This window comes from Pseudomonas sp. 20-5 (genome assembly GCF_056782835.1).
This window is the reverse complement of record NZ_CM165584.1, coordinates 2,912,615-2,931,031: the sequence shown is the minus strand read 5'-3', so window position 1 is coordinate 2,931,031 and position 18,417 is coordinate 2,912,615. Positions and strand designations below refer to the sequence as shown.

Annotated in this window: 17 protein-coding genes; 7 read left to right on the top strand and 10 right to left on the bottom strand. The window is 66.8% G+C overall.

All coding sequences use genetic code 11. The features are described 5' to 3' along the window. Positions 1-4: 4 nt before the first annotated feature. The 4 genes from AC1RB9_RS13520 to AC1RB9_RS13505 are packed head-to-tail and all read left to right on the top strand — an operon-like array spanning position 5 to position 4,234. The gene (locus AC1RB9_RS13520; protein ID WP_003124578.1) at positions 5-538 is read left to right on the top strand and encodes a hypothetical protein; all 534 of its coding nucleotides are present in this window, start codon (positions 5-7) and stop codon (positions 536-538) included. A gap of 38 nt (positions 539-576) precedes the next feature. Beyond that, complete coding sequence (locus AC1RB9_RS13515) at positions 577-1,644, top strand: type III secretion system effector protein (RefSeq protein WP_003124577.1); 1,068 nt, start codon at positions 577-579, stop codon at positions 1,642-1,644. Positions 1,645-1,680: 36 nt separating this feature from the next. Continuing rightward, positions 1,681-3,687, top strand: a complete 2,007-nt coding sequence (locus AC1RB9_RS13510; protein WP_003450956.1) for a type VI secretion system Vgr family protein — start codon at positions 1,681-1,683, stop codon at positions 3,685-3,687. A 10-nt stretch (positions 3,688-3,697) separates the two neighbouring features. After that, a complete protein-coding gene (locus AC1RB9_RS13505; protein ID WP_003122691.1) occupies positions 3,698-4,234 on the top strand; it encodes a toxin-antitoxin system YwqK family antitoxin in 537 nt (178 codons plus the stop codon). 22 nt (positions 4,235-4,256) lie between these two features. On the opposite strand, the gene AC1RB9_RS13500 is transcribed toward AC1RB9_RS13505, so the two are convergent. Then, positions 4,257-4,652 carry a DUF4280 domain-containing protein gene (locus AC1RB9_RS13500; protein ID WP_003089513.1) on the bottom strand — a complete coding sequence of 132 codons (396 nt, stop codon included), beginning with the start codon at positions 4,650-4,652 and terminating at the stop codon, positions 4,257-4,259. Positions 4,653-4,928: 276 nt separating this feature from the next. Here AC1RB9_RS13500 and AC1RB9_RS13495 point away from each other — a divergent pair, with 276 nt between their 5' ends. Both AC1RB9_RS13495 and AC1RB9_RS13490 read left to right on the top strand, forming a co-directional pair. After that, positions 4,929-5,570, top strand: a complete 642-nt coding sequence (locus AC1RB9_RS13495) for a LuxR C-terminal-related transcriptional regulator (protein ID WP_003450958.1) — start codon at positions 4,929-4,931, stop codon at positions 5,568-5,570. Positions 5,571-5,770: 200 nt separating this feature from the next. Next, complete coding sequence (locus tag AC1RB9_RS13490; protein ID WP_003115787.1) at positions 5,771-6,976, top strand: ABC transporter substrate-binding protein; 1,206 nt, start codon at positions 5,771-5,773, stop codon at positions 6,974-6,976. 416 nt (positions 6,977-7,392) lie between these two features. On the opposite strand, the gene AC1RB9_RS13485 is transcribed toward AC1RB9_RS13490, so the two are convergent. From AC1RB9_RS13485 to AC1RB9_RS13475, 3 genes are all read right to left on the bottom strand, one after another. Then, complete coding sequence (locus tag AC1RB9_RS13485; RefSeq protein WP_003114512.1) at positions 7,393-9,708, bottom strand: xanthine dehydrogenase family protein molybdopterin-binding subunit; 2,316 nt, start codon at positions 9,706-9,708, stop codon at positions 7,393-7,395. Then, positions 9,705-10,175: a (2Fe-2S)-binding protein gene (locus AC1RB9_RS13480; protein WP_003089521.1), complete on the bottom strand. Its 471-nt coding sequence runs from the start codon at positions 10,173-10,175 to the stop codon at positions 9,705-9,707. Before AC1RB9_RS13480 ends, AC1RB9_RS13485 begins: the two co-directional genes overlap by 4 nt. A gap of 264 nt (positions 10,176-10,439) precedes the next feature. Further along, the gene (locus tag AC1RB9_RS13475; protein ID WP_003104944.1) at positions 10,440-10,676 is read right to left on the bottom strand and encodes a hypothetical protein; all 237 of its coding nucleotides are present in this window, start codon (positions 10,674-10,676) and stop codon (positions 10,440-10,442) included. A 294-nt stretch (positions 10,677-10,970) separates the two neighbouring features. Between AC1RB9_RS13475 and AC1RB9_RS13470 the strand changes: the two genes are divergently transcribed. Next, positions 10,971-11,213: a DUF1654 domain-containing protein gene (locus AC1RB9_RS13470; protein ID WP_003089526.1), complete on the top strand. Its 243-nt coding sequence runs from the start codon at positions 10,971-10,973 to the stop codon at positions 11,211-11,213. A 66-nt stretch (positions 11,214-11,279) separates the two neighbouring features. On the opposite strand, the gene lldA is transcribed toward AC1RB9_RS13470, so the two are convergent. The 6 genes from lldA to AC1RB9_RS13440 all read right to left on the bottom strand — a co-directional run bounded on the left by lldA (position 11,280) and on the right by AC1RB9_RS13440 (position 18,332). Next, complete coding sequence (lldA, locus tag AC1RB9_RS13465; protein WP_003104946.1) at positions 11,280-12,431, bottom strand: L-lactate dehydrogenase LldA; 1,152 nt, start codon at positions 12,429-12,431, stop codon at positions 11,280-11,282. A 96-nt stretch (positions 12,432-12,527) separates the two neighbouring features. Further along, positions 12,528-13,448, bottom strand: coding sequence for a LysR substrate-binding domain-containing protein (locus AC1RB9_RS13460; protein WP_003114511.1), 921 nt, complete (start codon positions 13,446-13,448; stop codon positions 12,528-12,530). 41 nt (positions 13,449-13,489) lie between these two features. Then, positions 13,490-13,813 (bottom strand): transcriptional repressor, encoded by a 324-nt coding sequence (locus AC1RB9_RS13455; protein ID WP_003089535.1) that lies wholly within the window; start codon positions 13,811-13,813, stop codon positions 13,490-13,492. Between the two features lie 180 nt (positions 13,814-13,993). Continuing rightward, positions 13,994-16,282: a bifunctional acylase PvdQ gene (pvdQ, locus tag AC1RB9_RS13450; protein WP_003139299.1), complete on the bottom strand. Its 2,289-nt coding sequence runs from the start codon at positions 16,280-16,282 to the stop codon at positions 13,994-13,996. Between the two features lie 122 nt (positions 16,283-16,404). Further along, complete coding sequence (locus tag AC1RB9_RS13445) at positions 16,405-17,736, bottom strand: lysine N(6)-hydroxylase/L-ornithine N(5)-oxygenase family protein (protein ID WP_003144017.1); 1,332 nt, start codon at positions 17,734-17,736, stop codon at positions 16,405-16,407. A 116-nt stretch (positions 17,737-17,852) separates the two neighbouring features. After that, a complete protein-coding gene (locus AC1RB9_RS13440) occupies positions 17,853-18,332 on the bottom strand; it encodes a sigma-70 family RNA polymerase sigma factor (protein WP_003122684.1) in 480 nt (159 codons plus the stop codon). Positions 18,333-18,417: the final 85 nt, after the last annotated feature.

The following is an 18,417-nucleotide window of genomic DNA, read 5'->3' as shown; positions in this document are numbered from 1 at the left end:
ATTCATGAACTGGAACGATCTTTGCGGAATAAACACGGTAGCCGGAAAAGCCATAGACATCCCGACCCTGGTCGGTCCCGGCGTCGATCACGACCGACGTGGAAGGACCGGAATGCCCAACGGCGCGACGCTGACCGCCATGATGAACGCTGCCGACGCCCTACGTCTGACCGAGGCCCCGAGGACCAGGCGCGGTGGTGTGTCCGACGGTATTTCCTTCCACATCGCCCAATACGTGCCCGGTGGCGCGTCTCTGACCATCACCAGCCAGTTCGTCGGTCAGAAAGCCGGCTCCGCCGTTTGCTACGAGAACACACTGTTCAACGATGCCCTGGTCGGTCGCATCAACGCCATCGTTGGCAACATCATCGTGCGCCAGAGCGTCGCACCCTGTACGCGCTGCCGCGCCGGCTACCGCCAGCTCGCCCAGAACGGACCACGTACTATCGTCGTCTCCAGCGATGACGGCTACGACGGCGCCCCCGACAACACCATCTTCCTCTTCGCACCCACCGGGCTGGTGTTCTACCGACGCTGAACGCCCGCCGAACTGCCCCACCTTCGAGGACTGCCGTCATGCCCCGAACCATCGAATACTGGCGCCCCACGAACGGCCTGTATCATGCGACCCCACCCGGAATCGCCGTGCTGACCCAGGACAGCGATTGGGAGGTGCTCAACGAAGCCACCGGCTTCTACGAGGAAAGCCCGTATCCCTCCGCCTTCAAGGGACAGGTGTATCGCGCGCTGAACTACATAAACGCTACGCCGACGGGCGCATCGCTGCTCTGGAACCTCTACACGACGAACAATTTCGTCGACATCACCCCCTCGTCGCTGGGCAACAATGTCCAGTCCACCAATCAGCCCATGGCGCTCAATCAGGTCGCCAGAGAAATCATCGTAGGAACCGGTCCCGGCCCCCAGACCCAGATCGCGCTCAATCAGACAGGCATCGCTCCGCAGGCGCAGACCCAGTGGCTGACCTATGTCATCAACAGTTCGCCGCATTGGGCCCTGGACGGCGTGCCGGGCAACGGTGGTGGCCTTTACGGCTATCTAGAGCGCGCCCGCCAGTATGCCAACCGCTGGATGCTGCTGTTCGACCACCGCTACTTCCGCTGGAGCGACAGCAATGAAGGCTATTTCAATGAGCAGAGCTACAGCGGTCATTTCGGTATCTCCGCCCACAACATCGCCATCACCAACCACGAAGTAGCGGCCTGGCTTGCCGGACAGCCGCTACCCCACCGCCTCAGCGATGCCCAGCAGAACCATGCGCGGCTTGCGACCATAGTTGCCCTTAAGGACGTTTCGCCGCCTTCGGCTGGCTGTTCCGCCCATGTGAGATGGAATCCCACAGCGACCAACCCGCTGAACCGGATACGTCCTCCGGCAATCGGCCTGGCTCATGAGCTGCTGCATGCCTACTACAGTTGCCGAGGCGCACAACCCGGCTACGACGACAACCACTACTCCACGGTACTGTTCGAATACCGCTGCGTCGGCCTCGGCCCCTGGGACGAAGCACCATTGTCGGAAAATGCCCTACGCAAGGAATGGTGGAGCTATGCCTGCCAGCAGGTGCCCGGAAGCGACCCAGAGAACAGGAAGGCCATCGGCAAACGCATCAGTTACATGTAGTCGTCGCCGCTGTCCCGACAGAAACGAGGGACCCAGATGCCCCGTCCCACCGATAGCACTACCAGCCTCTCCCTGACCGCCTCGGCGCTGGCAGCCCTGTTCCCGGAGCGTCTGGCCGGGGAAGAACGCCTGAACGCACTGCCCGGTTGGGAACTGCTGGGCTACAGCGCCAGCCCCTTAGCCCTGGACGGCGCAATCGCCACCCATCTCACCGCCACCCTGCACAACGACGCCGACCAGCGTCCGCTCGACGGCCTGGTCGCGGAGATCCGCCAACTCCCCGGCGATGCCAGCGCCGAGCGCTACCAGGTGCTGTTGCGCCCCTGGCTCTGGTGGCTGACGCTGGCCAGCAACAACCGGGTGTTCCAGAACCTGGCCACCAGCGACATCGTCACCCAGGTCTTCGACCAGCACGGCTTCAGCGACTACCAGTTGCAGCTCAGCGGCAGCTACCAGCCCCGCGAATACTGCGTGCAGTACGGAGAGAGCGATCTCGCCTTCGTTTCGCGGCTGCTGGAGGAAGACGGCATCTTCTGGTTCTTCACCCATGCCGCCGGCAAGCACACCCTGGTGCTGGCCGACAGCAACGACGCCTTCCCGCCGATTCCCAACGGCCCGCAAGTGGCCTACCTGGGCCAAGGAATCGGCGTGCGCGAGTTGCAGGGCGTGCGTTCGGCGCAGTACAGCCTCCAGGCGGTATCCGGGACCTACAGCGCCACCGACTACGAGTTCACCACCCCGGGCACCTCGCTGTACTCCCAGGCCGAGGCGGTTTCCGGCGCCGCCGGCGTCTACCAGCACCCCGGCGGCTACACCGCCAAGGCCCAGGGCGACAGCCTGACCAAGCAACGCATCGACGGCCTGCGCAGCCAGGAGACGCGCCTGATCGGCGAGAGCGACTGCCGCTGGCTGGTGCCCGGCCACTGGTTCACCCTCAGCGGGCATGACGACGATTCGCTGAATATCGACTGGGTGCTGACCTCGGTCACCCATGACGCCAGTCACGCGCACTACCGCAACCGCTTCGAGGCGATCCCCAAGGCCACCGCCTACCGCCCCGCGCGGGTCACGCCCAAGCCGCGCATGCACACCCAGACCGCCCTGGTGGTGGGCAAGGCCGGCGAGGAGATCTGGACCGACCAGTACGGCCGGATCAAGATCCAGTTCCCCTGGGACCGCGACGGCAAGAACGACGAGACCTCCTCCTGCTGGGTGCGCGTGGTGCTGCCCTGGAGCGGCAAGGGCTTCGGCATGCAGTTCGTGCCGCGCATCGGCCAGGAAGTGATCGTCACCTTCATCGACGGCGACCCGGACCGCCCGCTGGTCACCGGCTGCGTCTACAACGGCGACAACGCCCTGCCCTACCCGCTGCCGGACAACCAGACGCAGTCCGGGATCAAGACCAACTCGTCGAAGGGCGGCGGCGGTTTCAACGAGCTGCGCTTCGAGGACAAGAAGGACGCCGAGGAAGTCTTCCTCCAGGCGCAGAAGGACCTCAACGTCAACGTGCTCAACGACAGCACCGCCAGCATCGGCCACGACGAGACCCTGACGGTGCAGAACGCCCGCACCCGCACGGTGAAGGAAGGCGACGAGACCGTCACCCTGGAGAAAGGCAAGCGCACGGTGACCATCCAGACCGGCAGCGACAGTCTGGATGTGAAGGACACGCGCACGGTGACGGTGGGCGCCGACCAGACCCACAGCACCGGCGGCAACTACAGCCACAAGGTCAGCGGCAACTTCGAGCTGACGGTGGACGGCAACCTGACCATCAAGGTCAGCGGCACCCTCGCCCTGCAGAGCGGCGGCAGCCTGACCCTGAAGAGCGACGCCGACCTCGCCGCCCAGGCTGGCACCTCGCTGACCAGCAAGGCCGGGACGTCGCTGACCAACCAGGCCGGCACCTCCCTCACCAACAAGGCCGGCACCAGCCTGACCAACGATGCCGGCGTCAGCCTGACCAACAAGGCCGGCGCCGAACAGACGGTGGACGGCGGCGGCATGCTGACCATCAAGGGCGGCCTGGTAAAGGTCAACTGAGGAGAAGCGCATGGCGGCATCCGGCAAGCTCGACCTGGTTCGTGGCGACAGCCATCTCGCCGGCAACCTGCTCGACGGCAGCCTGGAAGGCCCGTTGCGCATCGACGAGCACGACAGGCCGCAGGCCAGCCTCGGCTACCGGCAGGGCCAGTTGCACGGCGCCAGCACCCTGTTCCATCCCAACGGCAAGGTCTCCGCGCAACTCGCCTTCGTCGACGGCAAGCTGCACGGGCCGGCGAGTTTCCATGCCGCGGAAGGCTGGTTGCAGCGCAAGGCGCACTACCGCAACGGGCTGCTCCACGGCGAAGCGCTCAACTATTTCGCCAACGGCCAGGTGGCCGAGCGCGAGCATTACCGCGACGGCGTACGCGACGGGGTCTACCAACGCTTCCATGGCAATGGCCAACTGGCCTTCGACGGACGCTACCTGAACGGCCAGCTACTGGACGGCGCCCAGCCGTTCGCCGACGACGGCCGGCCGCTGGACAGCGAGGGCAAGCCCATGGCGCGCTGGCGCTGGTGGTGGACCAGGCTGGCGGAGCCCTAGGCGCGCATCGGCCAGGCGGCGCTCAGGGAATCAGCATCTGCACCTGTCCCGGCACGCTGATCTTGATCACTCCGCCCCAGGTGCAGATCAGCGTGCCATTGGCGTCCAGCGCGGGCATCCCGCCCAGCAGCAGGGTCGGCGGGCCGCCGGGGATCCACGGGCTGGCGGTGGCGGGAATGCACGGCATCGGCGTCAGTACGCCGAGGGCGGCGGCGGTGGCGGCGGCCACCACGGGGTTGGCCGGACTCTGGCAGAGACCGAAGGTGGGAATGTTCAGCAGCGGGATGTGGTCCATGATGTTCGCCGCCGGCATCCCGCTGGTCAGGGTGCGGTTCTGCGGCAACACGTTGAGCACCGTCGGCGCCGCCCCGAAGCTGCATTGCAGGGTGGCGCCGGCGCAGACCTGCGGGCAGCCCATGCCGTCCTCCCGAGCGCGATGGCGTTGTAGCAGGATAGACCAGCCCATCGCGCTCGCCGTGGGGCTGGCTTGCTGTTTTTCTGACGAATGCCCGACATGCGTGTCGCCAGCGGCGCTAGAATTCCGCTGTGATGCGGGGCGGAGCTCCGCGACAGGGATCGACGAAAAAGGATTTTCGGCGGATCGAACGGTGCCCGCAGCGCCCTCGCCGGCCGGCCCGCGGCCGGTCGATGCAGGGGTTGCCGTACCCTGGCCGCCCCCAAGGACGGGACGACAATGCCTAGCACAAGAAGCCTCCCCGCACGGGTCATCGTCGCCGATGACTATCCCCTGTTCCGCGATGGCCTGAGACGGGTCGTCCGCCGCTACCTCCCGCAAGCCGCCGTAAGCGAAGCGGGCAGCTTCGACGAGGTGCTGCGCCTGGCCTCGAGCGTCTCGCCGGAACCTCCCGCCCTCTTCGTCCTCGACCTGCTGCTTCCCGGCTTCGCCGCCTCCCAGTCCATCGAGCGCTTGCGCCGCGCCTATCGGCACAGTGCAATCGTCATCGTCTCGATGCTCGACGACCCGCGCCTGGTGGACGAGGTGCTGGCCGCCGGCGCCGACGGCTACCTCGGCAAATCCCTGGAGGCCGGGGAGATCGGCACGGCGTTGCAGACGCTCGGCAGCGGCGAACCGGTGGTGCGCCTGCGCGGCGGGTCGAGCGCCGGCATTCGGCAACGCGCCCTCCTGGACGCCCTGACCCCACGGCAGCAAGCGGTACTGCGGCTGATCGCCGATGGCCTGTCGAACAAGGAAATCGGCCGCGCGCTGTCGATCTCTCCGTTCACCGTGCGCGTGCACGTTTCCTCGCTACTGCGCGCCCTGGAAGTGAACACGCGGACGGCCGCCGCGGCGCTGGCGGTGAAGGCCGGCTTCTAGGCAGGTTCCACGCGGCCGTACCCGGAGTTCCCGCGCAAGCATCCGAGAATGCCGAAACGAGAAGTCTGCCGCGATTTTCCGCGAAGTCTCCTCGCGGCGCTGAAGCCCGTCGCGGCGGACCAGTCCCATCCATGAGGGGCGCGCCTGCGCGCCGGCCTCACCGGGAGCGGCGACGCTCGTTTTCAGCAGAGGAACGGCACATGATCGACAGGGTGAAGCCGCTGATGGCGGCATGGGTTCTGGTCTTCGCATCTTCTTCGTTCGCCAGCGAAACGGCGGGAAAATTGCCACGAAAGCCAGCTCTAGGGCCGGAAACCGCGGGGGCGACCCTGGTCATTCCCGGCGAGACCGACAGGCTCGCTTCGCTCTACGCCCGCGCACGGGGCGAAGGCGGCAAGGTGGTGCTCTGGGCCGGCGGCGACGCGCCGAACCAGATGGACTGGTTGAAGACGGCCTTCGAGAGCCGCTTTCCCGGCGTGACCCTGGACGTCACGGTGGACCTCTCCAAGTTCCACGACCTGCGCATCGACCAGGAACTCGCCGCCGGCACCCTGACGCCGGACGTGGCGATGCTGCAAACCACCTTCGATTTCGACAGATGGAAGGCCCGCGACGTGCTGCTGCGCTACAAGCCGGTCGGCTTCGCCCGGCAGAAGAAAGGCTACGCCGATCCCGACGGCGCCTATGTCACGGCCTACAACAACGCCTTCGTGCCGACCTACGCTTCCGTCCGGCTGCCAGCGGAGCGCTATCCGACGCGCTTCGCCGATTACCTGAAGCCGGCCTTCAAGGGCAAGCTGGTGCTGACCTATCCCCATGACGACGATGCGGTGCTGTACGTCTACGACAAGCTGGAACGGCGCTACGGCAGCGGTTTCCTGCGCGCCCTGGCGGCGCAGAAGCCGAACTTCCTGCGCGGCACGGCGGCGCCGGCGGCCTCGGTGGGCACCGACTCCATCGGTTCGCTGGGCAACCTGACCGGCTATGCGACCGACAGCGATACGCCGGCCGGCTACTTCATCCCGACCGACGAGCCGTTCATCGTCTGGAACCAGCGCGCGGCGATCTTCAAGGCCGCCCGTCATCCGGCCACGGCCAAGCTGCTGCTGTCCTACCTGGGCTCGGCCGAGTTCCAGTCCAGCTACGGCGGCTGGCGCGCCCGCGCCGACGTCGGCGAAGCGCCTGGGCTGCCGCCACTGGAGTCGCTGAAGAACGTCGACGTGCACGATTTCACCCGCTGGATGGCCGATCGCCAACGGGTGGCCAGCCTGCGCAGGCACATGGCGCAAATCTTCGGCCCGGTACGCGGCGAGTCGCCGTTGCGCGACCCGGCGCTGATGAGCCTGCTGGGGCTGACGGCGAACGACATCGTCGCCCTGCCCGAACCGGACCTGCCGATCTACTGAACCGCCATGACGGCCTCGCGCACGGACGACGCGGGGTCGTCGATCCTGGAGAATTGCCTATCAGGTTTCGACGGTAAGCAGGCGGCCTGGAGCGGCTGGGAAGACTCCCACTTCTTATAAAATACTTTTAATAAACTATTTATCTTATTGATTAATAAGATAAATAAAATACTAGAATTCACTTTAAGTTGAGACGACAAGGCGGCGCATAACGCTACCCGTTGTCCGCCCTGGCGTCCGCTTGCCGCCTTCGCTGCGCAGGGCGAACGAGGCCACCCGCGTTATCCGCCGACAGGCCTCTGCCAGGGAAGGACGACGGCACGGAAAACTCTTCTTCGACAACGACTTCCGCGTAGAACCTGATCCATCGCCTGCGCTCGCGCGAACTCACGCAGACGACGACCAGGACGAAGGACCTAGGCCTTCCGCCACCCCTGCAACTGATTGCGGATCGGCAACTCGCGGATGCGCTTGCCGGTGGCGGCGAAGATCGCGTTGCACAGCGCCGGCGCTATCGGCGGCACGCCGGGCTCGCCGACCCCGCCCAACGGCAGGTCGCCATCCGGCTTGAGCAGATGCACCGACACCGCCTTGGGCGCCAGCGGCATGCGCGCCAGCTCGTACTGGTGGAAGTTGTCCTGCTGGACCTTGCCATCCTTGAAGCTGATCTCGCCCAGCGCCGCCAGGCCCAGGCCCATCACGCAGGCGCCTTCGAGCTGCGAGCGGATGCGCTCGGGGTTGATCTGCGGACCGCAGTCGGCGGCGATGGTGGCCTTGTGCACCAGCAGCGCGCCGTCGTCCTTCACCTCCACCTCGATCACCACCGCCACGTAGGTGACGAAGCTGTAGTGCGCGGCGATTCCCCGCGCCCTGCCCCTGGGCAGCTCGCCGCCCCAGCCGGACTGGCGCGCCGCCTCCTCGATCACCCCGCGCAGGCGGCCGACATCGAGCGGGTAGCGCTCCGGCGACTCGCCGTAGTTCCAGCTGTCGCCGAGTTCGGCGGTGTCGATTCGCCGCGCCGGGCCGAGCAGCTTGAGCAGGTAGTCCTTCGGGTCCTGGCCGGCCTTCGCCGCCAGTTCGCCGACGAAGCTCTGGATGGCGAAGGCGTGGGGAATGTTGGAGACCGAGCGGAACCAGCCGACCCGGGTGTGCGCCGGGGCCTCGGGGTTCTCCAGGCGCACGTTGGGGATGGCGAACGGCAGGTTGGTCAGGCCCATGCCCAGTTCGAAGGCGCCCTGGTGCTTGCTGTCCGGGCCGAACAGTGCGGTGATGCTCGGCGCCACCGAGCGATGCAGCCAAGCCTGCGGCAGCCCGTCGGCGCCGAGCACGGCCTGCAGGCGCTCCACCGAGACCGTGTGGAAATAGGAGAAATGCAGGTCGTCCTCGCGGGTCCACTGCACGCGCAGGTGGCGACCGGGGAACGCCTTGGCCAGGATCGCCGCTTCCAGCACGAAGTCGGGCTTGGACTTGCGGCCGAAACCGCCGCCGAGCAGGGTCACGTTGACCGTGACCTTGTCGAACGGCAGTTTCAGGCGCTCGGCGATGCGCTCGCGGGTCACTTGCGGCGCCTGGGTCGGGGCCCAGACCTCGCAGGCGCCGTCTTTGTACCAGGCGGTGGAGACCGGCGGTTCCATCGGCGCCTGGGCCAGGTGCGGCAGGTAGTACTCGGCCTCGACGATATCCCCACCCTTGGCGAACAGCGCCGCGGCATCGCCGCTGTCGCGCACCACCTTGCCCGGTTTGCGCGCGGCCTCTTCCAGTTGCTTGCGGTAGGCCACCGAGTCGTAGCCGCCGTTGACCCCGGCGTCCCACTCGACCACCAGCGCCTCGCGCCCCTTGATCGCCGCCCAGGTGTTCTGCGCCACCACGGCGACCCCGCCCAGCGGCTGGAACTCGGACGGGATCGGCCGGCCCTCGATCTCGATCACCTTGACCACCCCCGGCACCTTCAGCGCCGCGGCGGCGTCGTAGCGCTTGAGCTTGCCGCCGTAGACCGGCGGCCGGGCGACCACGGCGTAGAGCATGTCGTCGAAGCGCGCGTCGAAGCCGAAGCCGGCGCGGCCATTGACGATATCGGCGCCGTCGATGGCGCGCGCCACGTCCTTGCCGATGTAGCGGAACTGCTCGGGCTTCTTCAGCAGCAGCTTGTCGCGCGCCGGCACTTCGAGACCCGCGGCGGCCTCGGCCAGTTCGCCGAAGGACAGCGAACGGCCGCTGGGCGCATGCAGCACCTTGTTCTGTTCGGCGCGGCACTCGCCCAGCGGGACCTTCCACTGGTTGGCCGCGGCCTGTTCGAGCATCTGTCGCGCCGCCGCACCGCAGCGGCGCATGGGTTCGAACCAATGGCGCATGCTGCGCGAGCCATCGGTGTCCTGGTTGCCGTAGCGCGCTTCGTCGCCGGGCGCCTGGATCACCTTGACCCGGCTCCAGTCGGCCTCCAGCTCGTCGGCCACCACCATCGCCAGGCTGGTGCGCACGCCCTGGCCCATTTCCGAGCGGTTGCAGACGATGCCGACCGTGCCGTCCCGGTCGATGCTCACGTAGATCTTCGGGTTGTCCACCCAGCCGTGGGGCATGGCGTCGGCGCCAAAGGCCTTCTTCTCGGCGGCCAGGGCGTCGCGCCAGCCCCAGTTGGCAGCCACCAGCAGCACGCCGGTGGCGCCGACGCCCTTGAGGAAACCGCGGCGGCTGAGATTGCCGATGACCAGATCGTCGGGGTACGAGCGCTTCATGCCTTGGCCTCCTGCAACTTGGCGGAGGCGTTGTGGATCGCCGTCTTGATCCGGTTGTAGGTGCCGCAGCGGCAGATGTTGCCGGCCATGGCCGCCTCGATCTGCTCGTCGCTGGGCGCGGGGTTGCTCTTCAGCAACGCCGTGGCCGACATGATCTGCCCGCCCTGGCAGTAGCCGCACTGCGCCACGCCGATGTCCAGCCAGGCCTGCTGGACGACTTCGCCGACCTTGTCGGTGTGCAGGTGGTCGATGGTGGTGACCTTCCTGCCCTGCGCCAGGCTCACCGGCGTGATGCAGGAACGGGTGGCCTGGCCGTCGATATGGATGGTGCAGGAGCCGCACAGGCCCATGCCGCAGCCGAACTTGGTCCCGGTATAGCCGACGACGTCGCGAATAGCCCAGAGCAAGGGCATATCCTCGGTGACATCGAGCTGATGATCCTTGCCATTGAGGTTCAGGGTAATCATCGGTGCACGCCTTTTCTGGTTTCTGGTTATGGAGTCGCACGGCGACTGCGCCGCCCCCATGGGCGCGGCGAGTCTCTCATCGGACTGAAGGGAGATTATTGGCGAGAGGACTGCGGCGCATAACCTGGCAGAACTGAACGTATCGTTGAATGGAATTCAACGATACCCAAGCCGGGCGGGAATCGCCCGGGCGAGGCAGCCTTCCCGGTGGCCCGCTCCTCGCCGCTCGCCGGAAAGCGAGCGGCTCGGCCAGGGGAAACGGCGTTAGCCGCGCCGCACGCGCAGGCGCTCGGCGTGGTAGATCAACGGCCCATGCTGGTCCTCGGCACCGCTGGGGTCGTCCAGCAGCACGCCGGTGATGCGGCCCTGGCGGAACAGCAGGCGGATCGCCAGCAGGTTGGCCCTGGGGTCGCCCTTGAGATCATGGAGGGAACGCGGGGTGTCGGCATCCAGCTGACAAAACACCGATTCGAGCAAAACATCGGAAGGTTCTAACGCCATGCAGTCGTATCCGTCGAGAAGTACCGGTCACCTTGCCTTGCACTGGGTGCCGGTCAAAGCCCATCCCTGGAAAAACGCCTTTCCGCGCATTGAAACAATGCGCAACGATTTTCCTCGCGACGCAGTGTCGCCTACCGCCAGAGCCGTTGCCAAGAGCCGTACATCCCTGCGGCGTGCCCCTGCGACAACGTTGCAATACTTTCTTCACACGAGTTCCGCTACAAAGGTATCTCGCCGGAACCGAGGGTTCCTTTATCCACCCACCCATAACCGAGAAAGCAAGCGGAGGCACCCATGAACCACACTGCATCGATCCCCGCCCTGCCCACGGCCTATGACCTGCTGAACACCCGCATCCAGCGCATCATCCACGCCCCGGCCGCGCAACAGGCCTGCCAGGCCTGCATTTCCCGATTGCCCGGCGAAGACGAGGGCGACTGGGCCCACCTGCTGGAAAGCTTCGACCGTTCCAACCAGTGGCTGCTCGACCCGCAGCGCGACGGCAGCATCGTCCTGCGCTGGAGTTCCGCCGCCTGATCCTGTTTGCCGCGCGGCCGTCGAGCCGCGCGGCTTGCGCTCTTCCCTTCCATTCGCCGTTCGCAGCTATCGCGGATAGCTTCCCGGCAACAGGATGTCCCGGCCGACCTCGCGGATGTCGGTATGGCCGCAGAAGGCCATGGTCAGGTCCAGCTCGCGGGCTATGATCTCCAGCGCCCGCGTCACTCCGGCCTGCCCCAGCGCGCCCAGCCCGTAGAGATAGGGACGGCCGATCATGGTCCCGCGCGCACCGAGGGCGATGGCCTTGAGCACGTCCTGCCCGGAACGGATGCCGCTGTCGAGCCAGACCTCGATGCGCTCGCCCACCGCCTCGACGATCGCCGGCAGCGCGCTGATGGTCGAGGGCGCGCCGTCCAGTTGGCGTCCGCCATGGTTGCTGACGACCAGCGCATCGGCGCCGGAGTCGGCGGCCAACCGCGCATCCTCGGCATCGAGAATGCCCTTGAGTACCAGCTTGCCGCCCCAGCGCCGCTTGATCCATTCGACGTCGCCCCAGTTCAGCCGCGGGTCGAACTGGCGGGCGGTCCACTCGGACAGTGAGCCCATGTCGTCGACGCCCTTGACGTGCCCGACGATGTTGCCGAAACCGCGACGCCGGGTGCCGAGCATGCCCAGCGCCCAGCGCGGCTTGGTGGCGATGTTCAGCAGGTTGGCCAGGGTCGGCCGCGGCGGCGCCGAGAGACCGTTCTTCAGGTCCTTGTGGCGCTGGCCGATGATCTGCAGGTCGAGGGTCAGCACCAGCGCGTCGCAGCCGGCGGCCTTGGCACGGTCGATCAGGCGTTCGATGAAATCGCGGTCGCGCATCACGTAGAGCTGGAACCAGAACGGCTGGCCGACTTCCGTGGCGATGTCCTCCAGGGAACAGATGCTCATGGTCGAGAGGGTGTAGCGCACGCCGAACTCGGCGGCGGCGCGGGCGGCGAGGATCTCGCCGTCGGCATGCTGCATGCCGGCCAGCCCGGTGGGCGCGATGGCCACCGGCATGGCCATCTCCTGGCCGAGCATGCGGGTGCGCAGCGAGCGGTTCTCGATATTCCGCGCGACCCGCTGGCGCAGCTTGATCGCGGCGAAGTCGTCCTGGTTGGCGCGGTAGGTGCCTTCGCTCCAGGAACCGGAGTCGGCGTAGTCGTAGAACATCCGCGGCACGCGCTTGCGCGCCAGGCGGCGCAGGTCTTCGATATCGGTGATGACGCTCATGCAGTCCACTCCTTCGGGGGTGGCTGGATGGTAGAGCGCGACGTACCGCCGCAGGCGGAATAATTGTCGGCATCGGCGGAAGGAAATTCCGCCGTTTCAGTCGTCCGCCGCCGGAAGGAATTCCCTGCCCTGGACCACCGCCTCGCGGCAGATCGCCGCCAGCCAGGCGGCGAAACGCTGGCTGGCCGGCGAGGCCTGGTGGCTGCGCAGGTGGTAATGGTGGGTGGGCGCCGAACGCAGCGGGAACAGCACCACCAGCCGCCCCTCGGCAAGCCAGGCGCGCGCCAGCGAGGGTCGCGCGAGGGCCACGCCCTGGCCGTTGGCGGCGGCTTCCAGGGTCATGCCCAAATCGAGCAGGCGCGGCCCGGCGCAGGGCTCCGGCCAGTCCAGCCCGGCCACGCGGAACCACGGCTGCCAGGGCTCCAGCGGCGAGCGCAGCAACGGCAGGCCGGCGAGCATGGCTGGCGTCCAGGGCCGCGGCAGGCCGAGCAGCAGCCCCGGCGCGGCCATCGGTAGCACGCGCTCCTCCAGCAGCCGCTCGCCGGCCGCCACGCCATGGCTGTCGCCGCGCACCTCGACGTCGGCCAGCGGCAGGTCCTGGCCGTCCGAAGGACTCGACAGGAGAATCTCCAGCTCGATTTCCGGACAGGCCTCGGCGAAGGACGCCAGGCGCGGAATCAGGATCTGCCGGGCGAAGGTCGGCGGCGTGCGCAGGGTCAGCCGCTGCTGGCGCTGGACCTGGCGACGATGCAGCGGAACCGCCGCGAGCTGGGCGAGGATCGGCGCGATCTGTTCGAGGTACTCGCGGCCGTGGGAGGTCAGCGCCAGCGAGCGGCCGTCGCGCTGCAACAGGCTCACCCCGAGCATCCCCTCGAGACCGGAAACCCGCTTGCTGGCGGCGCTGCCGGTGATCGACAGGAGTTCGGCGGCGCGCTCGAAGGTACCCAGCCGGGCAGCCGCTTCGAACGCCTGCAACGCTTCGATGGAAGGAAAACGGAAATCGTCGGGATTGAGCATGGGGCAGACTTTACCCGCTGCCCGAGATCAGGGATACCGCGTCAGAGCCGCTGCTCGTTGGCCGCGGCGCGGCGCTCGGGCGCCGCGGAACCGGCGGCACCGCCCCAGGAAGCCTTGCCGGGGCTGTAGACATCCTGTTCGTCGAGGGTCACCAGGCCGCTTTCCACCAGGCGCCCGAGGACCTGGCGGATGCTCACCAGGGACAGCGGCGTACCGGTTTCGGAGAGACGCCGGTGCAGGGTGCGGATCGGCACCCGGCCCTGCTCCCCCGAGGCTTCCCAGAGCGCATCGATCACTTTCAGCCGGGCCAGGCTCATCTTCAGGCCGGCCTCCTTCAACATCTGTTTGACGGGCGAATGGGTCATCGTGACGCTCCTTTCGTGGACGAGTGGGTAGCGGGTCCCCGCCGAAGCCGAGCATCCCTGCTCGCTGCCTGCACGTGTTCCCTGGAACCGGGCGGCTGTGGGCCGCCTCTATGGTTAAAGACGAACGAGCGCGGAAAAACCGTCAGTTTTTTTCCCATCAGATCTGATAGGCATTGCTTATCATTCGCGAATGCTTAGCCGTTGCAGTTGCGGGTCGGCGTCGATCTGCCTGTCGCTGAACGGCAAGGTCTGCCATTGCTGGCGGGAAAACAGCTCGGTCTGGTCGCGGTAGTGCGGCGAGCGCGGATCGCTGGACTGGGAGAAAGCCAGCAACCCGCGAGCCTTGGGCCCTTCCTCGGGGAAGGTCACCAGCTGGATGTAGCTGGTGCCGCCGACCACCTCCAGGTGGTCGCCCTTGCGGACGCTCTGGATCGCGTTGTAGACCCCGAAATGGCCATCGCCGCCGGGAATCGCAATGCGTTCCTGGCCACGGGTGCTCACTTGCAGGTCGCCCCAGCGCGCGCCGTCGGGAATCCCGCTCTTCTCCACCTCCGCCGCCGCGTCCGCCAGCGCCTGGCGCACCTGGGTCGCCACCTGCGGCCGGTCGAGGGCGATGCCTTGCGGCGTATCCAGGGGACGTTGCGCATCGAACGGTTCCTTCCACGCGCCGTCGAGTTCGGCGAAGCGTTGCATGAAGCGCTGGAAGTAGACGAAGCCGCTGCCGCTGTCGAGGTTGGCGCCACGGTCCCACTGCGCCAGGGCCGCGCAGGCGCGGGCAAGGGACTTCTCGCCCTGGTTGTCGCGGCACAGGCGGAGCAGGTCCGGCAGCACCTGGTCGGCGCTGAAGACATGGTTGGCGGTGACCATTTCCTCGAGCGTCTTCGCCTCCAGCGGCTGCTTGCCCTGTAGCCGGCTCAGGGCGTAGCGCGCCCGCGGACCGATGGGTTTCTCCTGGCTGACCAGGGGCGAGAAGCCCTGCAGCGGGCTCGCCGGGTTGGTCAGCCAGGCGCTGTCGTTGGAGTTCTGCACGAAGTCCCTGCGCAACAGCACCGGCAGTTGCGCCGCCGGGGTGATGCCAGCCTGGGCCGCGGCCGGGTCGCGACTCCAGGCACAGCGGCTGTCCTGCCCCTGGAGGGCCGGCAGGCCTTCGGCGACCAGTTGCGGAATGGCGCAGGCGGGAATCAGTTCCGGCTTCAGGTAGGGCACCACCGACTGGTTCATGTACAGGGCGTTGCCCTGCTCGTCCGCGGCCAGGGTGTTGACCCAGGGGATGCCCTGTAGCGCCTCGACGCGCCGGCGCAGGTCGGCGACGTCGCTGGCCTGGTTGATCGAGTACCACTGTTGCAGTACCCGGGTGTTCTCCAGGTTGGCGTCACGCAGCGCATAGGCCTCGCTGCGGTTCCAGTCCAGCTTGCCGGGCCAGACCACCAGCGGGCCGTAGATCGACTGGTAGACCTTGTGCTCGACGCGCGACAGCTTGCCGTCGGCGCCGCGCACCTCAATCGCGACGGACTTCTCCTCCAGCGGCAGCGAACGACCGTCGACCAGGTAGCGCCGCGGGTCCTTCGGGTCCAGCGCCAGGCGATACAGGGTGAAGTGGCTGGAGGTATCCACCGTGTGGGTCCAGGCCAGGTGGCGGCTGAAGCCGATGTTGACCACCGGCAGACCGGGCAGCGAGGCCCCCATCACGTCGAGCCGGCCGGGAATGGTCAGGTGCATCTGGTAGAAACGCATCGCGCCGTTCCAGGGGAAGTGCGGGTTGGCCAGGAGCATGCCCTTGCCGTCCGCCGAACGTTCGCTGCCAACGGCAATGGCGTTGCTGCCGCGCTCCAGGCGGAAGCGCTGGCGCCGCTGCTCGGCGACCTGGAACGCCTGCTCGCCGCTCAGGGCGACCTTCTCCGTGCCGGGCGGCGCGGCGGCCACCAGCGCGTCGGCGAATTGGCCGACCCCGCCTTCGACCAGCAGGCGCCGGGTCAGGCGCAGCAGGTCATCGGTCGCGATGGCCCGCAGCCAGGGCTGGCCAAGGCAACTGGTGGTCTTGCCGTCGGCCTCGCGGAGGAAGCGGTTGAAACCGGCGGCGTAGCCTTCGAGCAACTGGCGTACCGCGGGCGTCTGCGCCTGCCAGAAGGCTTGCAGCGCCTCGGGTTGGTTGAGCCAGGCGTAGAAGATGTCGGACGGCAGGTTGTCCAGCTCGGCCGACGACTTGCCCTCGCTGCCGAAATAGCGCGCCCGCTCGCCGCGCGCGGTGACGATCTCCTCGGCCAGCAGGCAGGCGTTGTCGCGCGCGTAGGCGTAGCCGATGCCATAGCCCAGGCCGCGCTCATCCTTGGCCCGGATGTGCGGCACGCCATAGGCGGTCCAGCGGATGTCCGCGGCCAGCCCGGTCGGCCGCGGCATATCGGCCTGGACCGGCATCATCGAACCCAACAGCATGCCGGCCAGGCCGGTCAGTACGGTACGCATCCCCATCGATGTCGTTTCTCTGCAAAGTGGTGGCCGGAACGGCCGGGACATGCAACGAAAACGCCCTGCGTGCCGGGCATCCCCTGGCGGGGAAACGGGCAACACAGGGCGTGGCGGCGTAGCGCCGATCAGCTGGCCAGGGCGTGCTCGTGCAGGGCGCGGGCCGGAGCGCCGGGCTTCAGGTGCTGGTACAGGGAGCCGGAGATTTCCTCGGCACGTACCGGCAGCACCGACAGCAGGGTGTCGCTGAGGCCATGGCTGGCCTGGCAGAAGCCCTGCATGTAGATCGACGCCTGGCAACGCTGGTCGGTGATCAGACGATAGTTGCGGTCGACCTCGAAGTCCCCGAGGTAGTCGGCCATCGGCTCCAGCAGTTGACGATGCAACTGCCGCTCATAACCGGTGGCGAGGATTACCAGGTCGTAGCGCTGCACGCTCAGTTCGCCATTGGCGGTATTACGCAGCGCCAGCTCGATACCCTCGGCGCCTGCCGTGGCCTTCTCAACCGAGCGCAGGCTACGGAAGGCGTGGCGCGGGACTCCGGAAACCTTCTGGCGATAGAAGATGCCGTAAATACGCTCGATCAGGTCGATATCCACCACTGAATAGTTGGTGTTGTGGTACTCGCGCACCAGGCGCTCACGCTCCGCGCCTTCCTGGTTGTAGATCAGGTCGGTGAACTCGGGCGCGAATACTTCGTTGACGAACGGACTGTCGTCCGCCGGCTTCAGCGCCGAACCGCGCAGGATCAGGTCGACCTGTACCGATGGATAGCTGTCGTTGAGATCGATGAAGGCTTCGGCGGCACTCTGTCCGCCGCCGATGATCGCGACTTTCATCGGCTGGCCGTTGACACAGGGCTGCTTGAGCATGCGTTCCAGATACTGCGAATGGTGGAAGACCCTGCCATCGTCCTTCAGGTGGCGGAACGCCAGGGGAATTCGCGGCGTACCGCCGGCGCTGACCACCACCGAGCGAGTGGTCCGCACAAGCTCCTCGCCTTCGGCGTTGCGCGAAGTCACCCGCAGCGCCTCGACCTTGCGCTCGACCAGCATCGGCTCGACCGACAGCACTTCCTCGCCGTAACGGCTCTGCTCGGCGAAGTGGCCGGCGACCCAGCGCAGATAGTCGTTGAACTCCATGCGGCAGGGGTAGAAGGTGCCCAGGTTGATGAAGTCCACCAGGCGCCCATGTTTGTGCAGGTAGTTGACGAAGGAATAGGGACTGGTTGGATTGCGCAGGGATACCAGGTCCTTGAGGAAGGAAATCTGCAACTCGCTCTGGCTGACCAGGGTATTGCCGTGCCAGCGATAGTCGGCCTGTTTGTCGAGGAACAGGACTTGCAGTTCCCCCTGGGTCCTCGCGCGTTCCTCAAGGGCGATCGCCAGGGCGATGTTCGAGGGGCCGAAGCCGATACCGATAAGGTCGTGAACGACGGCGGTTGCTGTAGCCTGGGTCATTTCCAGTGTCCTCTGGATAGGCTCCCGAAACCGGGGAGCGATAGGTCAAGAGCGGCCCGTAAGGGCGTCTGTTGACTAGGAACGAGGACCGGGAAACGAAATTTAACCGCGCTGGATCAACTGGACTCCCAGGCTTGCATGCGCAGGCGGCAGTGCCTCATCGCATTGACGATGTGCTTTTCCACGAGACTGCGGGAGATATTCAGGTGCGCCGCTATCTCGTTGTGGGAAAGACCTTCCAGCTTGCGCAGGAGGAAGGACTCGCGGCACAGCGGCGGCAGTTCGTTCAGCGCCAGGGTCAAGAGGTCGAGGCGCTGGCGCTGGTCCTCGAGTACCTGGGGGGAAGGCTCGGACATACCCTCCTCCTCGTCGAGGACGTGCAAGGGCTCGGCCTTGCGCACCCGGCTGCGGCGATGCTCGTCGACCGCGAGATTGAGCGCCGTCCGGTACAGGAACGCCCGCGGATGCTCGATTCGCGCTTGACTGGAGCGTTCCAGCACGCGCAAATACGCGTCGTGAGCAACGTCGGCCGCCGCCTGTCGGTCTCCGAGCCTGGCGCTGAGAAAGCGCAACAGCTCCCGATAATGGTTTTCCAAGACAACTCCTGCTCGCTACCGCGTGAGCGCTATCCTTGACAGAATGGGAAACCCCACAGGCGATGTTGGCAGCCTGAAATCATTA

Coding starts and splice junctions, on each gene's coding strand:
- AC1RB9_RS13520 (WP_003124578.1), top strand. CDS start 5: ATGAACTGGAACGATCTTTGCGGAATAAACACGGTAGCCGGAAAAGCC.
- AC1RB9_RS13515 (WP_003124577.1), top strand. CDS start 577: ATGCCCCGAACCATCGAATACTGGCGCCCCACGAACGGCCTGTATCAT.
- AC1RB9_RS13510 (WP_003450956.1), top strand. CDS start 1,681: ATGCCCCGTCCCACCGATAGCACTACCAGCCTCTCCCTGACCGCCTCG.
- AC1RB9_RS13505 (WP_003122691.1), top strand. CDS start 3,698: ATGGCGGCATCCGGCAAGCTCGACCTGGTTCGTGGCGACAGCCATCTC.
- AC1RB9_RS13500 (WP_003089513.1), bottom strand. CDS start 4,652: ATGGGCTGCCCGCAGGTCTGCGCCGGCGCCACCCTGCAATGCAGCTTC.
- AC1RB9_RS13495 (WP_003450958.1), top strand. CDS start 4,929: ATGCCTAGCACAAGAAGCCTCCCCGCACGGGTCATCGTCGCCGATGAC.
- AC1RB9_RS13490 (WP_003115787.1), top strand. CDS start 5,771: ATGATCGACAGGGTGAAGCCGCTGATGGCGGCATGGGTTCTGGTCTTC.
- AC1RB9_RS13485 (WP_003114512.1), bottom strand. CDS start 9,708: ATGAAGCGCTCGTACCCCGACGATCTGGTCATCGGCAATCTCAGCCGC.
- AC1RB9_RS13480 (WP_003089521.1), bottom strand. CDS start 10,175: ATGATTACCCTGAACCTCAATGGCAAGGATCATCAGCTCGATGTCACC.
- AC1RB9_RS13475 (WP_003104944.1), bottom strand. CDS start 10,676: ATGGCGTTAGAACCTTCCGATGTTTTGCTCGAATCGGTGTTTTGTCAG.
- AC1RB9_RS13470 (WP_003089526.1), top strand. CDS start 10,971: ATGAACCACACTGCATCGATCCCCGCCCTGCCCACGGCCTATGACCTG.
- lldA (WP_003104946.1), bottom strand. CDS start 12,431: ATGAGCGTCATCACCGATATCGAAGACCTGCGCCGCCTGGCGCGCAAG.
- AC1RB9_RS13460 (WP_003114511.1), bottom strand. CDS start 13,448: ATGCTCAATCCCGACGATTTCCGTTTTCCTTCCATCGAAGCGTTGCAG.
- AC1RB9_RS13455 (WP_003089535.1), bottom strand. CDS start 13,813: ATGACCCATTCGCCCGTCAAACAGATGTTGAAGGAGGCCGGCCTGAAG.
- pvdQ (WP_003139299.1), bottom strand. CDS start 16,282: ATGGGGATGCGTACCGTACTGACCGGCCTGGCCGGCATGCTGTTGGGT.
- AC1RB9_RS13445 (WP_003144017.1), bottom strand. CDS start 17,736: ATGACCCAGGCTACAGCAACCGCCGTCGTTCACGACCTTATCGGTATC.